The following is a 16560-nucleotide window of genomic DNA, read 5'->3' on the forward strand; positions in this document are numbered from 1 at the left end:
GCACTAAATGTTGGGGCTTAAGGCTTGTTTTTCGTCCCAAATATGGTAAGATAGAACATGTTGAAAAATCTATTCAGGGAGGTGTTGAAATTGCTAGTGGTCTACTTATCCATCACGGGTCAAACGCGTAAGTTTGTCCATAAATTAGACTATCCCTTGTTGGAGATTACTCCAGACTCCGTCTTCACTGAAGTCCAGGAACCCTATATTGTAGTCGTGCCGACTTATGAGAAGGAAGCAACCGAGATAGTGAATGAATTTATCGAAGTAGGCAATAACCGCCATTATTTTAAGGGCGTTGCCGGTGGTGGGAACCGTAATTTTAATACCTTATTTGGTTTTACAGCCAAGGATCTAGCCCGAGATTATCAAGTGCCCCTCTTGCACTTATTTGAATTTCAGGGATCCGAAAATGATGTTAATAAATTGAAAGAGCAGGTGGAACAACTTGGATAAACCAGTCTTAAAGAGTCGTCCGACTGAAGTCACTTACTTCAAACTCAATAATGAATTAAACCGTCCTGTTGATGGGAAAATCCCTCTCAACAAGGACCGGGAAGCCGTGCGTGCTTATTTCCTAGAGCACGTTAACCCTAACACGGTCTTCTTCTATTCTTTGGAAGAGAAGATTAACTACTTGGTAGATAACGACTTTATCGAACGGGAATTCATAGAGAAATACCCAATGGAGTTCATCAAGGAGCTGATTTCCAGCACCTATAAGATGAAGTTCCGCTTCAAGTCCTTCATGTCTGCCTTCAAATTCTATACCCAATATGCCTTACGGACCAACGATGGGGCTCGCTACCTAGAGCGCTATGAAGACCGTATTGCTTTTTGTGCCCTCTTCTTAGCGGACGGGGACCAGGAATTAGCGGTACGTTTGAGGGACGAAATGATCAGCCAACGCTATCAACCCGCAACTCCAACCTTCCTCAACTCAGGGCGTAAGCGCCGTGGAGAGTTGGTTTCTTGCTTCTTAATCCAAATTTCTGACGATATGAACTCAATCGGTCGGGCTATCAACTCTGCCTTACAACTGTCTCGAATTGGTGGTGGGGTAGGGGTGAACCTGTCCAACCTACGAGCTGCTGGTGACCCGATTAAGAAGATTGAGAACGCCTCTAGCGGGGTTGTGCCGGTAATGAAGCTCTTGGAAGATAGCTTTAGCTATTCTAATCAATTAGGCCAACGTAACGGGGCCGGTGCTGTCTACCTCAATGTCTTCCATCCAGATATTGTTTCCTTCCTCTCAACCAAGAAGGAAAATGCGGACGAGAAGGTGCGGGTTAAGACCCTGTCTTTAGGGGTCGTGGTACCAGATAAATTCTACGAATTAGCTGCCAAAGATGAGCCTATGTACCTCTTCAGTCCATACGATGTGGAACGCATCTATGGCCGTCCATTTGCCTATGTGGATATTACGCAAGAATACGACAACTTGGTTAACAACCCTGAAATCCGCAAATCTAAGATTTCAGCACGTGACTTGGAGAATGAGATTTCTAAGCTCCAACAAGAATCAGGCTACCCATACATTGTCAACATCGACACGGCTAACCGGGCTAACCCAATTGATGGGACCATTACCATGTCCAACCTCTGTTCTGAAATCCTTCAAGTTCAACGGCCAAGCCACATTAACAACCGTCAAGAGTTTGAAGTCTTAGGGACCGACATTAGCTGTAACTTGGGTTCAACCAACATTCCAAACATGATTGAATCGCCTGATTTCGCTTCATCTGTGGAGACTGCGGTTCGGGCCTTGACCTATGTCACCGACCACTCTAACATTGAAGCAGTGCCAACGGTTAAGCATGGGAATGATTTGGCTCATACCATTGGTTTGGGCGGCATGGGCTTGCATACCCTCTTCGCCATCAACCAAATGGAATATGGCTCACCAGAATCAGTTGAATTGACGGAAGCCTACTTCTATGCCCTCAACTACTACACTTTAGTAGCTAGCAACAATATTGCTAAGGAACGTGGCAAGAGTTTTGACAACTTCGAGAATTCTAAGTACGCGACAGGTGAGTACTTCGATGCTTATATCCAAGCACCTTTCCAAGTGACCTCTGAAAAGGTTGCAGCTATCATGAGCAAGGTGGCCTTGCCAACAGCAGATGACTGGCGTGCCCTCAAGGAAGCAGTAGCGGCTAGCGGCCTCTACCACCAAAACCGTCTGGCCATTGCCCCAACCGGCTCTATCTCCTATGTCAACGAGACCAGTGCCAGCTTGCACCCAATTACGCGTTTGATCGAAGAACGTCAAGAGAAGAAGACAGGGAAAACCTACTATCCAGCACCTATGTTGTCTAATGAGACCTTACCTTACTATAAATCTGCCTATGATACCGATATGCGTAAGGTGATCGACGTCTATGCGGCGGCCCAAAAACATATCGACCAAGGCATGTCCTTAACCCTCTTCATGCGTTCAGAATTGCCAGAAGGCATGTATGAGTGGAAAGAAGGCCGAACCAACAAGATGACTACACGTGACCTTAACATCTTACGTCACTATGCTTGGAAGAAGGGCATCAAGTCCATCTACTATGTGCGGACCTTTACGGAAAATAACGACGAAGTCGGCAGCAACGAATGCGAAAGCTGCTCGATCTAGGAGGCGTCAGACATGACAGACAAACAATACTTTAACCAAATTCTTTCCCAGAAGAACAACATGCCAGTAGCCTACTATAAGGCCATCGACTGGAACAAGGTCGAAGACATGATTGATAAGTTGACCTGGGAAAAACTGACCGAGCAATTCTGGTTGGATACCCGGATTCCGGTTTCTAATGACTTGGATGACTGGCGGACCTTATCCATGGCAGAGCGTGACGTAGTGGCCAAAGCCTTCGGCGGTTTGACCCTCCTAGATACTCTTCAATCAGAAGAAGGGGCGGCGCTCATGAAGGATTTTGTCCGGACCCAACATGAAGAAGCGGTCTGGAACAATATCCAGTTCATGGAATCTGTTCACGCTAAGTCTTACTCCACCATCTTCTCTACCTTAAATACCAAGGCAGAAATCGAGGAGATCTTTGAATGGACTAACACTAACGAGCAACTCCAGTATAAGGCTAAGAAGATTAATGAAATCTACCAATCGGGTGATGGCCTCAAGATTAAGGCAGCCTCTACTATGTTAGAGACCTTCCTCTTCTACTCAGGTTTCTTCACGCCACTTTATTACTTAGGTAATAACAAGTTGGCCAACGTGGCAGAAATCATCAAGCTCATTATCCGTGACGAGTCCGTCCACGGGACCTATACAGGTTATAAATTCCAATTGGGCTATAATGAATTGCCAGAAGACCAGCAAGCGGAGCTCAAGATGTGGGTCTATGAACTCTGTATGGACCTCTACCAGAATGAAGCTAAGTACACCCAGTCCCTCTATGATCAAGTCGGTTGGACTGAAAAAGTTAAGGTCTTCATTCGCTATAATGCCAATAAGGCGCTTCAAAACTTAGGTTTTGATCCACTCTTCCCGGATACAGCAGAAGATGTTGATCCAATCGTCATGAACGGGATTTCGACCGGAACATCCAACCATGACTTCTTCTCACAAGTAGGTAACGGCTACCTCTTGGGTGAAGTGGAAGCAATGGATGACGAAGACTATTCTAAGTGGCTATAAAAAGAAAGCTAGGACCGCGGTCCTAGCTTTTTCTTTGGCTTATCTTGTTTAGAAATTCTCCCGTACGTAAGCGTCTAAGGCTAAGAGGGCATCGGCCACATCACTAGGCGTGAATTTTTGAGCCATTTGATGAATGGTTTCGCCATCTTGGGTGGCCAGTGCGCCGACTTTGACTAGGTCTTCATAGGCAACGCCAGCTAATTTCACTTCTTCCAGGGTAGTTGGGAGACCCAAGGCTTGATAGAAGCGGATGTAGCGGTCCAATTCTTCTTTAGGACGATTTTCTAATACCAATTGGGTCAGGGTCCCATAGGCTACCTTTTCCCCGTGAGTTAGACTGTGAATATCGCCGTGTAAGGCAGTAAAGCCATTGTGGATGGCGTGAGCAGCAGCCAGCCCACAAGATTCAAAACCAATCCCACTCAGTAAGGTGTTGGCTTCTACCACTGCTTCTAGGGCTGGCGTCACGACCTTGGCATGGGCTGCAGCAAGCGCTTGTAGGCCATTTTCAAAGAGGGTGGCTTCGCAGGCACGGGCAATGGCTTCGGCTGCAATACTTGGACTGCCACCGGCCATGGTTGCGCCATATGCTTCAATGACAGCACGTCCTTCAACCCAGGTAGCTAGGGCATCTGCAATCCCAGAAGCTAGCAGACGCACAGGAGCTTGGGCAATGACTTGGGTGTCTACGAGGACTAGTTCAGGGTTTTTGCTGTAGAAGAGGTAACGTTCGAAGACGCCTTCTTCTGAGTAAATCACTGAGAGAGCCGAAGTAGGAGCATCAGTCGAAGCAACCGTCGGCAAGATAGCCACCGGTACCTGCAGTTTGTCAGCAATGGCTTTGGCGGTATCAATGGTTTTGCCACCACCCAAACCAAGGATGACTTGGATATCTAGGTCACGACCCACTTGGCTAACGCGGTCAATTTCGACGTCTGAAGCTTCTCCATGGAAGGCTTCGTAGTGAACAAAGGCACTTCGAGCTTTGAGGTCTTCTTCTAACTGACGGCCGGCAATTTCATAAACAGTCGAGTCGGCTAGTAGGAGTGCGCGCTTACCTAGAGCGAGAATATGGTCTAAGCCAGACTTGAGCACGCCTTTACCTTGGACATAACGAGAAGGACTTGCAAATACTTTTTCCATCAAACATCACCTTTTCTTTCTAGATTTGTGGCTAGGCCACTATAAGCTTAGTCTAGCACTGGAAGGCTTGTGAAGCAAGTGAAAGGCCTTTCAAAACTATGTTGTGATTAGGATTCACAAATTTTCTAATTTTTGTCGGGGAAAGGTCCTTTTATGACTGAGGTATAGGCAATCTCTATCTAAGTATAAACTATATTCTTAAATTCAATAAAATACCATATTTTATATAATCGGCTTTCAATTCGATGACAGGAGTGCTATACTTAAAGCATAGAATTCTATGACAAACCTAGAAAGAAGGATCTGATAACATGGACTTTACAGGTAAAAGAGCCATTGTCACAGGTGGTGCCAATGGGATCGGGAAAGAAGTCGTTCGCGGTATTGTCGAAGGCGGTGGTTCCGTCATTATCGCCGATATCAATGAGGTAGCAGCTCGGGCAACCATTGCAGAATTTGGTCCAGCCGTTGATTTTGTCCACATGGATTTAGGTGACCATCAGGCCATTGAGACCGCTATGCAAAGTATTCTGTCTAGACCTGAACGCGTTGATGTTCTAGTCAACTGTGCTGGGGTCATCTCTGCTAAGCCATTTGATCAATTAAGCTATGAGGAATGGGAACGCACTATCCGCATTAATCTAACTGGTTGCTTCTCTACCATCAGCCAGATTTTCCCTTATTTCAAGGAAGCGGGCGGGGGGCGTATTGTCAACGTCTCCTCAGTAGCCGCTAAATTAGGGGGTGGCCTCTTAGGGACGGCTGCCTATGCCTCTTCTAAGGCGGGCTTGAATGGCTTGACCAAAGCCATTGCCAAGGAAGGTGGTAAATACGGTATCTACTGTAATGCAGTTTGCCCATCCTTCACCCGGACTGAAATGACGACCGTCCTATCCGAAGACGCTGAAAAGAGCCAACGTGTCATCAGCATGATTCCGCTAGGTAAACGCGCCGAACCAGTTGAAATTGCCCAAATGATTCTCTTCTTCGCCAGTGATTTAGCAAGCTTCATCACTGGGGAAATTGGCGACTGCGACGGCGGCATTACCTTAGATGGTTGATGTCTCGAAGTCAATCTATCTGAAGGGAGCAAAGCAAGATGCAAAAAGCCAAAAAATTCAAAATCCCTGGGGACATTATTATTATCCCTATGTTTATCGGCTGTGCCATTAACAGCCTGATGCCACAGGTCCTACAAATTGGGGGCTTCACCACCCCAATTGTAAAGGGTGCCGGGCCTCTAGTCGGAGCCTTCCTCTTCTTCATTGGGGGGACCATTTCCTTAAAAAATACGCCTAAAGCGGTAGGACGCGGGGCAGCTATCATCCTATCCAAGATTGCCGTCTCCGTTGTCCTAGGGCTCTTAGTAGCCAAACTCCTAGGCGATAATTTCCTAGGACTGTCTGCCCTAGCCATCATCGGGGCCATGTCTGTGGCCAATAATGCTATGTATGCCGGCATTGTCGATGTCTACGGTAATGAAATTGACGCCGGGGCGGTGGGTATTACTACCCTCAGTGTGGGTCCTATGGTGACCATGGCGGCCTTAGCTTCAGCGGGCTTGGCTAATATTTCCATTTGGAACTTGGTTGGGACGGTCTTGCCCCTCGTCTTAGGGATTGCCCTTGGGAATGCCTTTCCTTTTATGAAGAAAGCTCTATCCAATGGGGTGCCTGCCATTATTATGATTGTTGGTTTCTGCTTGGGGGCCAACATGAGCTTCGGCCAAATTCTTGAAGGCGGTCTGCCGGGTATCCTCTTAGGGATTCTGACCACCGCGCTTGGCGGGGCAGTCGCTATCTGGGTGGACCGGTCTACAGGCGGGTCCGGGATTGCCGGTGCAGCCATTTCAAGTACGGCAGCCAGTGCCATTGCGACCCCAGCAGCCTTGGCGGCTGTGGATGCTAGTTTTAAGGGACTGGAGTCAATCGCCACAACTCAAATTACGGCCTCCGTTATCGTGACGGCTATTCTAACGCCACTTTTGACCGCTTGGGTAGCTAAGCGCAATCAGGAAAAGGGAATTAACAGCAAAGCAATCTAAGAAAGGGCCAGCAGAAGATGCTGGCCTTTTGGTATCAAGAAAACCACCAGCAATGCTGGTGGTTCCGGAGAGCTTATAGCGAGGTAAGAAAAATAACCTCCCAAGTGGCAAACTTAGTTGCAGGTTTCCCGACCACACCAAAAGAACCATGGAGGTATCCTTACGAAAAAGGACAATACACACAAGTTGGAAATGTAAGTATCATATCGTGTTCGCGCCCCAATATCGACGCCAAACCATATATGGGAAGTAGAAGCCAACGATTGGCACAGAATTATTCGTGAATTATGCGAGCGCAAGGGCGTCATTATCTATGAAATAAATGCCTGCAAAGAGCGCATTGAAGATTGCAAGCTTTATGGGGTATCTGATGGGATATCTGAAAGGAAAAAGTAGTCTCATGGTATTTGATCGATAGGCAAATTTAAAGTGCGTTATGGGAACCGTAAGTTTTGGTGTCGAGGATATTTCGTGGATACAGTAGACCTTTAGACCGTGGCCGGTAGCAGAGGCTTCCAGTCGCAGAGCAAACCGCCTGTGACAAGGGGCGGTTTTGATTGTGGTTAACCCGAAGTGCTATAAGAATATTGTGACTTTGAGTGGAGCTCAAGCTAAATCCAGCATTGGCTTTAGTCTCTATATCTTGATGAACTGCCTCCCAGCTAGTAGAATGAAGGTAACAATTTTGTGTGTCAATCATCCTAGAACCCACAAAAGGTAGTTTAAGATAAGAAGGAGAATGAATATGACTTATAATATTGAATTAGTCTCTTTTGATGAAGACAAATTGCGAGCCGTTTGGGAGTTGGGATTTCGTGATGCGGAACCTGAGTGGGCGCGTTGGGATGCACCTTATTTTCAAGAATATCAAGCATATGAGAGTTTTGAAGACTTTGTCTCTAGTGGCGTGGCAGCTTTTCTCTTAAGTGAAGGTGTGCGTTGTATCCAAGTAGAAGGCCAAGCAGTGGGAATGGTCTCCCGAATTTGGGAAGATCGACGAACTCGTTGGATGGAAGTAGGAATTGTCATTTATGATGCCAATCGTTGGAACACTGGTGTGGGACGGAAGGCTTTGGCGAAGTGGACGACCGATACTTTCGATTGTTTTACTGAATTAGAACATTTGGGCCTAACAACTTGGAGCGGAAATGTCCGTATGATGAGTTGCGCCCACGGTCTCGGTTGGCAACAAGAAGCCTGTATTCGTCGAGTCCGCTACTGGCAGGGGACCTACTATGATAGCGTCAAGTATGGAGTCCTCAGAGAAGAATGGGGAAAATAATAGATGAGAACTCACTGAGCTCTTGGCTTGGTGGGTTTTCTTATTTTAAGGTATTGAAGGTCTATGAAGACATGTTCGTATTCCTTGTTCCCCAATTGCATGAGTAGTAAAATTAGATTATCCACTTTCGCATATGAAACTTATTTTAGTAGTGAATAAAGGATGGCTCTCCCCCAAAAATAAAAAGAAAGCAGAAAGGTAGATGAAATATGAAAATTAAAGACATTGTACGTGACTACGACTTGGACAAAGAGGCCTTTGAGGCCTTCCTCCAAGACCAAGGAATCGCAGTGAAGTTTTCTCTGACCGGTGCCTATCTAGAAGACAGTGTGGACCTAGTTCATTTGCTAGACCAATTTCAGAACTATTTAGCTGACCAAGATGAGGAATTTGCTGAACAACTTGCCCAACAAAAAGAACGGGAGCAAGGAATTGCTAATATTGTAGTGACTACGGGACAGGGATTTGATGGCTATAGTATCACGCATTATGGTGGGCCTGTGGCTAGTGATTTGGCACATTCTATCGCGCGTGGTGTGGATGGAGGTCGTGGAGACAATGCCTTAGGTGACCCGGCCCAAAGTTTAGTAGATGTGATGGAAGAAGGGCGTATCCTGACTTTGGTCCATCTCAAGGAACAAGCCTATGATCTTGGCTGTAATGCCATTATCAACCTTAAATTTGATTATGTGACCTTAGAACCTGAAACAGTCAATACTCAAGGAGCTACAAGCTATCTTCCTTATGTATTCTGTGTTACCGCTCTAGGTACAGCAGTCTACGCGGAGGAAGTCTAATCAGCTAAGACCATCATTTCAGACGCTAAATCAACCCACTGAGCCTTACGGTTTAGTGAGTATTTTTGCATTAAGATAGTAAATTTAGGTAAACCTCAAAGAATAGGACCTAAGTCCTATTCGCTGAGCCCCGTCATATGGTATAATCATCTTGTCCTTGAAATGAGAACTTGATTCAGAGGACAGGAGGATCATAATATGAAAAAAACGTGGTTATTTGTGATTGCTGTTCTGGCAGTCATCGCCTTTGCCTTAGGTGGTACCTATAATGGCCTAGTATCATCGCAAAATGCAGTTACTCAAGCCCAGGCGGACGTGCAAGTTGATTTGCAACGTCGCTATGACTTAATTCCTAATGTAGTCAACAGTGTGAAGGGTTATATGAGTCATGAATCAGAAATCTTCGAGAAAATAGCGGAAGCCCGTGCTAAGATTGGTTCTGGTAATGCGTCAGAAGCCGAGCAAGGCCAGTCTGACTTATCATCAGCTGTGTCCCGTTTATTGGTTTTAACAGAGAATTATCCAGATTTGAAGGCCAATCAACAGGTAGAAAATCTTATTACTGAATTGGAAGGCACTGAGAACCGTATCAAGACCTCTCGTGGCGTTTTCAACGAAGTAGCGACCAAGTACAATACTAAGGTTCGCTCCTTCCCAACTAACTTGGTAGCGGGAATCTTCGGTTTCCAACCGGTGAACTTGTATCAAGCAAGTAGTGATGCGCAAGTAGCACCAACAGTAGATCTGAATTCTTCTAGCCGTTAAGGCAACAGTAAGTCCTATGAGGAGGCATGACCATGAAAACTAAAAAATGGCGAGGATTCCTATTCTTGCTCGGATTTGTTTTCTTGTTTATGGTGGGTTGTGGCGCTAAGACTAATAACTTACCGGATAAACCTGAGCGGTCGGTTGTAGATGAAGCCAAGGTTTTATCTCAGGATACTTTAGCCTATATTGACCAGGTCAACCGGCAACTGGCTCAGACCTCAGAGCAGTATCAAATTGGGGTTTATCTGCCAACTGATCTCAAAGGTTTCAGTATTGAAGAGCTAGCTAACAAGGTAGCTAAAAAATGGCAAGTGGGTTTCTCTGGTACTAACAATGGAATATTGTTGGTGGTCGCGCCTAATGACCGCAAGATGCGGATTGAGACCTCAAATAAGGCGGCTGAAGCCTTACCCGATGTGGCGGCCAAACGAATCTTGGATTCTGCCAAGAGTGAACTCAAAGCTAAGGATTACGATCGAGCAGTACGCCTTCAGATACAGGGGATTATCCAGTATCTAGGCTTGTCAGATAGCCAACTGACGCAACTTGGGGTGACTAACTCGGCACGTGCCGAGCATGAGACAGCCTTACGTTGGTCTAAGAGCCCTTGGCGTTTTGTTGCCAGTGCTTGGCCGCTCTTCCTAATTTTACCTTTTGGCATACCACTTGGTATTCGTCTCTTACGGCGACGCCGTGGCGCCTTCCGCTGGTCTGATGACGATGATGATTTCTTCGACGGATTCTGGGGTAGCGGTGGTAGTGGCGGTATCCTAGGAGGTTGGTGGAGCTCTGGTAGTTCCGGCTCTGACTCCGGTTCAAGTGGTAGTTCAAGTGGCAGTTCCGGCGGTTGGGGCGGTGGTGGCTTCGGCGGCGGCGGTGCTTCCAGTGGCTGGTAAAGTAATCAAATAGCTAAGGCTAGGACTCAGTCCTGGCCTTTTTCGTTTGGCTAGATTGAACCTATCTTCTGTGATATAGTAGGAAAGAAGAGATAAGGAGGATAAGCATGAAATTTCTTATACCGAGTGCCAAGCAGATGTCAGGCTTGTCTGATGGCAAGTTCGTTGAGTTAGCGCCAGCTAGCCAGGCTGTAGTGGCTCAATTAGTGGATTTATCAACTGAAGAATTGGCTAAGTTTTATGATATTTCTGACGCTCAAGCTGTAACCGAGACGGAACGCTGGCAGGCTTTGGCGGCAGGAAAAGCGGCGTCATACCCTGCCATGGATTTATACGATGGCCTAATGTATCGTCAATTCAAGCCGGTGCTTAAGTCAGATAAGGCTCGAGCCTTCGCTAGTCAGCATGTCTTGATTGCCACCGCGCTCTATGGCTTAATTGTGGCTAATGCCCCGATTGCGCCGCATAGATTAGATTTCATGAAATCTCTCAAGGTTAATGGCAAGCCCCTAAAAGCCTATTGGAAGGCACAGTATGATACATCTATAAGTGTCAATCATGATGAAGTCCTCGTGTCGCTTCTGTCATCAGAATTTGAACAAGTCTTTAGCCCGACTCTACGGCGACGCTTCTTACGAATTCAGTTTCTAGAAGAAGCGGGAGGCCGACTCAAACGCCATTCGACCATTTCTAAGAAAGGACGCGGGCAACTACTAGCTTATTGTATAGAACATCAAGTCCAGACTCTAGAGGCACTCCAAGCTGCTAAGTTTGATGGCTACAGCTACCGGGCGGATTTATCCAGTGAACTAGACTGGGTCTACGTTAAAAAATAGAGAAATCAAGAAAAAGCCAGTCCCTTAGGGACTGGCTTTTTTAGCTAGTATAGGCTATTTTTCATTATCACTAGCTAGTTGGCTTTCGGGTTTCTTGCCCTCTAACAAATCTAGTGCCCAACGGTAGCCTATATAGTGGAAGTCACCGCGTAAGTCCTCTTCCAAGATTTTGCGGTACTTGCCTTTAACGAAGTCAATGAGCTTCTGGTGTAAGTCGACCAGGATTTGATCTTGGTCCGTTACATAGAGGATGCGCTCAGCACCTTTGCTAGGATAGTAGTAGCGTGCCTTAACTGGTGTATCAGGTTTCTCAGTTGCGAAGAGTCCGTCCGTAAGAATTTTGACAGCTTCAATGATGCGGTCATCATGACCAGATTCGAGGATTTGAATTTTTTCTAGTAATTCAGGCACTGTCGTTACTAAGCGTAGTTGGTAGTGGTCTAGGGAGAAGTTGAGACCTGCTAAGATTTGCTCCAAGTCTTCTTCTAGGTGATCCTTATCTTCCAGATAATGAGGTAGGAGAAAGATCATATAGGCAGCTTGAGGGTTATGATAGAGAAATTGATAAGTGAGTTGACGCTCGGCACCACAAGTAGGGCACTCAAAACGGAAGAGTTGGCCTTCGAATAACTCGCGCACTAAAGGCGCTTGAGTCTTGCTATTAAGGTGAGTAGGGTAGTCTTTATCTACGTGGGTCTGACAGACGGGGCAAGTCAGGTGGAGTTCAGGCATGGAGAAGCCTCCTTCATCAATCTTTCTTATATTATATCAAAAAAAAATATGAAATCTATCTCAAGCTACTTAGATTAGAAAAAATGTGGTACAATAGGAATGTAAGGGTGCCCGTAAGTCAGTCGCGAGCAACCCGTAATGTATGCAGAAAGGGATGGAAGTAATGAAGTGTTTAGTGGTCTATATGTCTCGTTATGGCTCGACCAAACGCTATGCTGAACAAATAGCCAAAGTACTCAATTGCCGTGTCTGTGCCCACAATGAGGTGACAGATACACTCCTGGCAGAGAGTCAGATTATGATTCTAGGAACCTGTATTTTGGAAGGGCGCTTAGAAGGTGCGCCTGTTTATCAAGAATGGATAGAGGCCTGGCCAGATAAATCTTGGATTCTCTACACAGTGGGACTTTCCAATCCAGCCCTCACCAACTTTGATCCCCTCATGGCGGCGGCCTTTAAGCCAGAAGTATTAGAACGAATCACTGAATTCCATTTTCGAGGAACGATTGTCTATAAGCGCCTAGATTTCATGCAGCGCTTAGCTAAACAACTAGAAGATTCTAAGGAACATTCCCTTGATACAGTTAGTTTAGGTGATGTGGAACGCTCCATGTTAGAGACTTACGGCACCACCTATGATTTAACCGAAGAATCCTCTCTGGAGCCCTTAGTGGCTCGAGTTCGTGCGATTCAGAAAGGAGCAAAATAAATGGTAGATACCAAGGAACTAGTCGGCCGTTATGCCGCTAATTATGTTAAAGACGGCATGGTGGTCGGCTTAGGGACCGGCTCAACAGCTTATTGGTTTGTGGAAGAGGTAGGTGCGCGGATTGCTGATGGCCGTCTCAAACAGATTGTGGGTGTGGCTACTTCTCGGCGGACTGCGGAGCAAGCCCTTAAGTTAGGCATTACCATCATGGATTTAGACCGAGTCAACCACATTGATTTAGTAGTTGACGGGGCGGATGAAGTAACCCGTGATTTTTACGGCATTAAAGGGGGCGGCGGTGCCCTCTTGCATGAAAAGATTGTGGCTAAGAATGCTAAACGCTCTATTTGGGTTGTAGGAGAAGATAAGTTGGTCGATACTTTAGGAGCTTTCCCCTTACCTGTTGAGGTGGTGCAGTTTGGTTCCTGGAATCTTTTCCGTCAATTGATGGCGGCAGGTCTAGAACCAAGCTTCCGTAAAGTTGGGTCTGATTCGCTCTATATGACAGATTCTGGTAACTACATTATTGACTTGAAACTAGGCCAGATTCCTTACCCTCACCAGCTTGCTCATGAATTGAAAAATACGGTAGGGGTAGTCGAACATGGCCTCTTCCTAGATGTTTGTGATACTTTCTTGGTGGGACGTGCTGACGGTAGCATCCTCCTTTATCAGAAAGATCAATCCGAGCCAATGACAATTGAGGTGGATTAAATGCGGGTAGTAGACCTAATCGAGAAAAAACAAGCAGGCCTGGCCTTGAGTCAGGAAGAAATCAATTTCCTGATTGCCGGTTATACAGATGGCACAATACCTGATTATCAGATGAGCGCTTTAGCCATGGCTATCTATTTCCAAGGCATGACGGAAGAAGAAGCTAGCTACTTGACTATGGCCATGGTCAAGTCAGGGGATGAGATTGATTTATCTGCTATTCATGGTGTCAAAGTCGATAAACACTCAACTGGTGGCGTGGGCGATACAACTACCCTGGTGCTAGCACCTCTAGTAGCTGCCTGTGGTGTGCCAGTTGCTAAAATGAGTGGTCGTGGCTTGGGCCATACGGGTGGAACCACTGATAAATTAGAGGCTATTCCTGGCTTCTCCGTGACTCTATCACCCCAAGATTTTATTGATCATGTTAATCGCTACAAGATTGCGGTAGTTGGTCAAAGTGGTAACCTAACCCCTGCCGACAAAAAACTCTATGCCCTGCGGGATGTGACGGGTACCGTCCAATCTATCCCCTTGATTGCTAGCTCCATTATGAGTAAGAAAATTGCGGCCGGAGCAGATGCCATTGTCTTAGACGTTAAGACAGGCGAAGGGGCTTTCATGAAGACCTTGGCAGATGCGGAAGCTCTGGCTCATACCATGGTGAAGATCGGCCACCAAGTGGGTCGTAAGACCTTGGCTGTTATTTCCGATATGAGCCAACCACTAGGCTACATGATTGGGAATGCCCTAGAAGTCAAGGAAGCCATCCAGACCCTTCAAGGCCAAGGTCCAGAAGATCTAACAGAACTTTGCTTGGTTTTAGGCGGTCAAATGTTGCTAGCAGCTAACCGAGTAGCCAGTCTTGAAGAAGGGAAGGCGCTCTTGCAAGAACAAATCGACTCAGGACGTGCCTTGGAAGTCTTCAAGACCTTCCTTGCTAACCAAGGCGGGGATACGAGAATTGTGGATAATCTAGACTTGTTACCTCAAGCTCGCTATCACATTCCATTCCTAGCCCAAAGTTCGGGTGTAGTCAGCCAATGGGTGGCTGATGAAGTTGGGGTAGCCGCTATGATGTTAGGCGCTGGACGTGAGACCAAGGAAGATATTATCGACCCAGCCGTAGGGATTGAACTCTGCGCCAAGGTCGGTGATCCTATTCAAGAAGGCCAACCACTTGCGATTTTACACAGTAACCGAGAAGATGTGAGCGAGGTCTTGGCTCGCTTGTCTGCTGCCGTTTCGATTGCCGACTCCGCTCAGGTGCCAGAATTAATTCGCAAAGTTATTGTGGAGTAAGTTTATCAACCAATCAAACAGCCCCCATCAGTTGGAAAATCAGCCAACGGTGGAGGGCTGTTGAATTATAACGAGCTTTTCTAAAAAAGTCTTAACTAGGGTGGTTTTAGTTTACTTTTGCAAGTCAGAGTGTTAAACTGACTGATGAATTTGTATGATTTTCGGAAACGAAATGAGGTGACAAAATGTCAATTAAACCAAGAACAATCAAGCCTTTTTCTTATGGGGTGCTAGCCTTAGGCTTAGCGCTTATACTAGGGAGCGCAGAGGTGGTAGGTGCCCAATCAGATTCTGAGCAAGTAGACTCAACAAGCCAAGTAGAAGACCTAGCCACCTCGTCTGAGAGTGCTAGTTCTGTAGCTGAATCCGAAATGGTCTCCACTTCTGCTGAGAGTTTGGCTGAACCACAACTATCCAAACAAGAACTATTGCAGGCCGCCCTTGATGCTATGCATGAGTTAAAAACCTACCAGGTACGTTATGGCTTTACCTACGTCAAGGATCGGGCTTATACTGCCCAAGTACAAGCGGTGGGGGACCGTAGTCGCGGTATTGCTAAGATACAATTAACCTATTATGGCGATAAAGGCGAAGGTCTTAAGTATCAACTCGATTTGATGACTTATGATAATCTCTCTCACGTCTATATTAAGCATAGTCAATTATTAGCAAGCATGACCTTCTTCCCTGAATTGTCTTTGACAACGGAGCAGCTCAAGGCCCTAGAAGCCTATGATGACTATTATATCGAACTTAGCAAGGAACAGCTCAAGCAAGTTGGCTTAGATCAAGAAGCTTTCCAACTGCTTTTCTTAGAGCCTAACCGCAAGAAGTTGAATCAGTTGCCGGAAGCTAAGATTCATGAGTTCAAAGGGACCGTGATGACCAGTGCAGAGTTGACTGAAATTCCGGAGTTTCTCTTTGATCAGACACGTAACTTACATCTGGATTATCGTCTTAAGATGGAGTGGGAAGCAAGTGACAAAGGCCCTAGTCTAAAACTCAATCCCCATCTGGATTTGGTGGGGAAAGGGGTCGGTTTGGACCTTCAAGGGGAAGTATCAGCTAAGATTCGTAAAGGAGAATTTGGCCTCAACCGCATTGCGGATATCGCGACGGGCAAGGTAGATTTTCTTAAGGCAATGCAATTGAAGACGAGCCCTGTGCTCCAAAAGCTCAAGCGTTTTAGCTTGCGAGTGAATCCTAAGGAACAGAGCTATCGTATGACTCTCTTGGGGGTGGTAGAAGATACCAACCTTAACCTTTTCAATAATAATCCTGCCTATACACGCTCTTATGACTATGTAGTGGATTATGAGTTGAGCCCTAGTCAGGAACACTTACCAGATATTACTGAGCTTAAGCGCCTTTCGGCTCAGGAATATCAATCCATATTAAATAAGATATTAAGTCAGACACCAAAAGAGTAGGATTTCTTTTATGGCTGCCAGTTTACTAGATAGTAAACTGGCTTTTTGTTTTGCCTAGGAACCTATGTCTGTGGCACCAATTAGCTAATAATAGCAGAGGCCCATGACAAAATAGTGTTCGTATGTCCCTAATGTAGAATGGTGTGATAGAGGAGAGTCTTAAGCTAGTGTCTAGGGATGAGTGGATAAAATGAGTCTTTTTGTTAATTTATATAGAGGAATCCAAAAAATGATCTTTAATTATTAAGTAGAATAGGC

The 16560-nt window shown here is 46.0% G+C and carries 16 protein-coding genes and 1 pseudogene; 15 read left to right on the forward strand and 2 right to left on the reverse strand.

Features of this window, described 5'->3' with window-relative positions; translation table 11 throughout:
- The first annotated feature begins 90 nt into the window (after positions 1-90).
- Genes nrdI through nrdF form a run of 3 tightly spaced genes read left to right on the forward strand, consistent with a single transcriptional unit; the run spans position 91 to position 3649 of the window.
- The gene (nrdI, locus tag RWO08_RS00490; RefSeq protein ID WP_035363895.1) at positions 91-456 is read left to right on the forward strand and encodes a class Ib ribonucleoside-diphosphate reductase assembly flavoprotein NrdI; all 366 of its coding nucleotides are present in this window, start codon (positions 91-93) and stop codon (positions 454-456) included.
- Complete coding sequence (gene nrdE / locus RWO08_RS00495) at positions 449-2626, forward strand: class 1b ribonucleoside-diphosphate reductase subunit alpha (RefSeq protein ID WP_314063119.1); 2178 nt, start codon at positions 449-451, stop codon at positions 2624-2626. Before nrdI ends, nrdE begins: the two co-directional genes overlap by 8 nt.
- Positions 2627-2638: 12 nt before the next feature.
- A complete protein-coding gene (gene nrdF / locus RWO08_RS00500; protein ID WP_314210993.1) occupies positions 2639-3649 on the forward strand; it encodes a class 1b ribonucleoside-diphosphate reductase subunit beta in 1011 nt (336 codons plus the stop codon).
- Between the two features lie 48 nt (positions 3650-3697).
- Here the strand turns inward: nrdF and RWO08_RS00505 are convergent, their stop codons facing one another.
- Positions 3698-4792: a glycerol dehydrogenase gene (locus RWO08_RS00505; protein ID WP_070756582.1), complete on the reverse strand. Its 1095-nt coding sequence runs from the start codon at positions 4790-4792 to the stop codon at positions 3698-3700.
- Positions 4793-5103: 311 nt separating this feature from the next.
- On the opposite strand from RWO08_RS00505, the gene RWO08_RS00510 reads away from it, so the two are divergent.
- The 8 genes and pseudogenes from RWO08_RS00510 to yaaA all read left to right on the forward strand — a co-directional run bounded on the left by RWO08_RS00510 (position 5104) and on the right by yaaA (position 11415).
- Entirely contained in the window at positions 5104-5853 is a 750-nt protein-coding gene (locus RWO08_RS00510) for an SDR family NAD(P)-dependent oxidoreductase (RefSeq protein WP_311469131.1), read from the forward strand.
- Between the two features lie 38 nt (positions 5854-5891).
- Positions 5892-6836 carry a 2-keto-3-deoxygluconate permease gene (locus RWO08_RS00515; protein WP_314210994.1) on the forward strand — a complete coding sequence of 315 codons (945 nt, stop codon included), beginning with the start codon at positions 5892-5894 and terminating at the stop codon, positions 6834-6836.
- Between the two features lie 148 nt (positions 6837-6984).
- Positions 6985-7319: pseudogene (tnpA, locus tag RWO08_RS00520) on the forward strand (IS200/IS605 family transposase); the annotation flags it as partial.
- 262 nt (positions 7320-7581) lie between these two features.
- Entirely contained in the window at positions 7582-8118 is a 537-nt protein-coding gene (locus RWO08_RS00525; protein ID WP_291427820.1) for a GNAT family N-acetyltransferase, read from the forward strand.
- Between the two features lie 209 nt (positions 8119-8327).
- A complete protein-coding gene (locus RWO08_RS00530; protein WP_314210995.1) occupies positions 8328-8915 on the forward strand; it encodes a heavy metal-binding domain-containing protein in 588 nt (195 codons plus the stop codon).
- Between the two features lie 198 nt (positions 8916-9113).
- Complete coding sequence (locus RWO08_RS00535) at positions 9114-9680, forward strand: LemA family protein (protein WP_291427817.1); 567 nt, start codon at positions 9114-9116, stop codon at positions 9678-9680.
- A gap of 32 nt (positions 9681-9712) precedes the next feature.
- Positions 9713-10579 carry a TPM domain-containing protein gene (locus tag RWO08_RS00540; protein WP_314210996.1) on the forward strand — a complete coding sequence of 289 codons (867 nt, stop codon included), beginning with the start codon at positions 9713-9715 and terminating at the stop codon, positions 10577-10579.
- 107 nt (positions 10580-10686) lie between these two features.
- The gene (gene yaaA, locus RWO08_RS00545; protein WP_314210997.1) at positions 10687-11415 is read left to right on the forward strand and encodes a peroxide stress protein YaaA; all 729 of its coding nucleotides are present in this window, start codon (positions 10687-10689) and stop codon (positions 11413-11415) included.
- A gap of 54 nt (positions 11416-11469) precedes the next feature.
- Here yaaA and RWO08_RS00550 read toward each other — a convergent pair whose 3' ends face one another.
- Positions 11470-12147: a CpXC domain-containing protein gene (locus tag RWO08_RS00550; RefSeq protein ID WP_314210998.1), complete on the reverse strand. Its 678-nt coding sequence runs from the start codon at positions 12145-12147 to the stop codon at positions 11470-11472.
- A gap of 163 nt (positions 12148-12310) precedes the next feature.
- Between RWO08_RS00550 and RWO08_RS00555 the strand changes: the two genes are divergently transcribed.
- From RWO08_RS00555 to RWO08_RS00570, 4 genes are all read left to right on the forward strand, one after another.
- Complete coding sequence (locus RWO08_RS00555; RefSeq protein ID WP_303885858.1) at positions 12311-12856, forward strand: flavodoxin domain-containing protein; 546 nt, start codon at positions 12311-12313, stop codon at positions 12854-12856.
- On the forward strand, positions 12857-13570 hold the full coding sequence (rpiA, locus tag RWO08_RS00560; RefSeq protein WP_314210999.1) for a ribose-5-phosphate isomerase RpiA: 714 nt from the start codon (positions 12857-12859) through the stop codon (positions 13568-13570). It begins immediately after the preceding gene.
- Complete coding sequence (locus RWO08_RS00565; RefSeq protein ID WP_314211000.1) at positions 13571-14872, forward strand: pyrimidine-nucleoside phosphorylase; 1302 nt, start codon at positions 13571-13573, stop codon at positions 14870-14872.
- Between the two features lie 185 nt (positions 14873-15057).
- Positions 15058-16302, forward strand: coding sequence for a hypothetical protein (locus tag RWO08_RS00570; protein ID WP_311464940.1), 1245 nt, complete (start codon positions 15058-15060; stop codon positions 16300-16302).
- Positions 16303-16560 lie beyond the last annotated feature (258 nt).

Origin of the sequence: uncultured Abiotrophia sp. (assembly GCF_963520105.1) — a bacterium.
In the GTDB taxonomy this organism is placed as follows: domain Bacteria; phylum Bacillota; class Bacilli; order Lactobacillales; family Aerococcaceae; genus Abiotrophia.

Excerpts from the sequence above, each read along its gene's own strand:
- rpiA (WP_314210999.1), top strand. The coding sequence starts at position 12,857 with ATGGTAGATACCAAGGAACTAGTCGGCCGTTATGCCGCTAATTATGTT.
- RWO08_RS00570 (WP_311464940.1), top strand. The coding sequence starts at position 15,058 with ATGTCAATTAAACCAAGAACAATCAAGCCTTTTTCTTATGGGGTGCTA.
- RWO08_RS00515 (WP_314210994.1), top strand. The coding sequence starts at position 5,892 with ATGCAAAAAGCCAAAAAATTCAAAATCCCTGGGGACATTATTATTATC.
- yaaA (WP_314210997.1), top strand. The coding sequence starts at position 10,687 with ATGAAATTTCTTATACCGAGTGCCAAGCAGATGTCAGGCTTGTCTGAT.
- RWO08_RS00540 (WP_314210996.1), top strand. The coding sequence starts at position 9,713 with ATGAAAACTAAAAAATGGCGAGGATTCCTATTCTTGCTCGGATTTGTT.
- RWO08_RS00550 (WP_314210998.1), bottom strand. The coding sequence starts at position 12,147 with ATGCCTGAACTCCACCTGACTTGCCCCGTCTGTCAGACCCACGTAGAT.
- RWO08_RS00505 (WP_070756582.1), bottom strand. The coding sequence starts at position 4,792 with ATGGAAAAAGTATTTGCAAGTCCTTCTCGTTATGTCCAAGGTAAAGGC.
- nrdF (WP_314210993.1), top strand. The coding sequence starts at position 2,639 with ATGACAGACAAACAATACTTTAACCAAATTCTTTCCCAGAAGAACAAC.
- RWO08_RS00555 (WP_303885858.1), top strand. The coding sequence starts at position 12,311 with ATGAAGTGTTTAGTGGTCTATATGTCTCGTTATGGCTCGACCAAACGC.
- RWO08_RS00535 (WP_291427817.1), top strand. The coding sequence starts at position 9,114 with ATGAAAAAAACGTGGTTATTTGTGATTGCTGTTCTGGCAGTCATCGCC.
- RWO08_RS00510 (WP_311469131.1), top strand. The coding sequence starts at position 5,104 with ATGGACTTTACAGGTAAAAGAGCCATTGTCACAGGTGGTGCCAATGGG.
- RWO08_RS00525 (WP_291427820.1), top strand. The coding sequence starts at position 7,582 with ATGACTTATAATATTGAATTAGTCTCTTTTGATGAAGACAAATTGCGA.
- RWO08_RS00530 (WP_314210995.1), top strand. The coding sequence starts at position 8,328 with ATGAAAATTAAAGACATTGTACGTGACTACGACTTGGACAAAGAGGCC.
- RWO08_RS00565 (WP_314211000.1), top strand. The coding sequence starts at position 13,571 with ATGCGGGTAGTAGACCTAATCGAGAAAAAACAAGCAGGCCTGGCCTTG.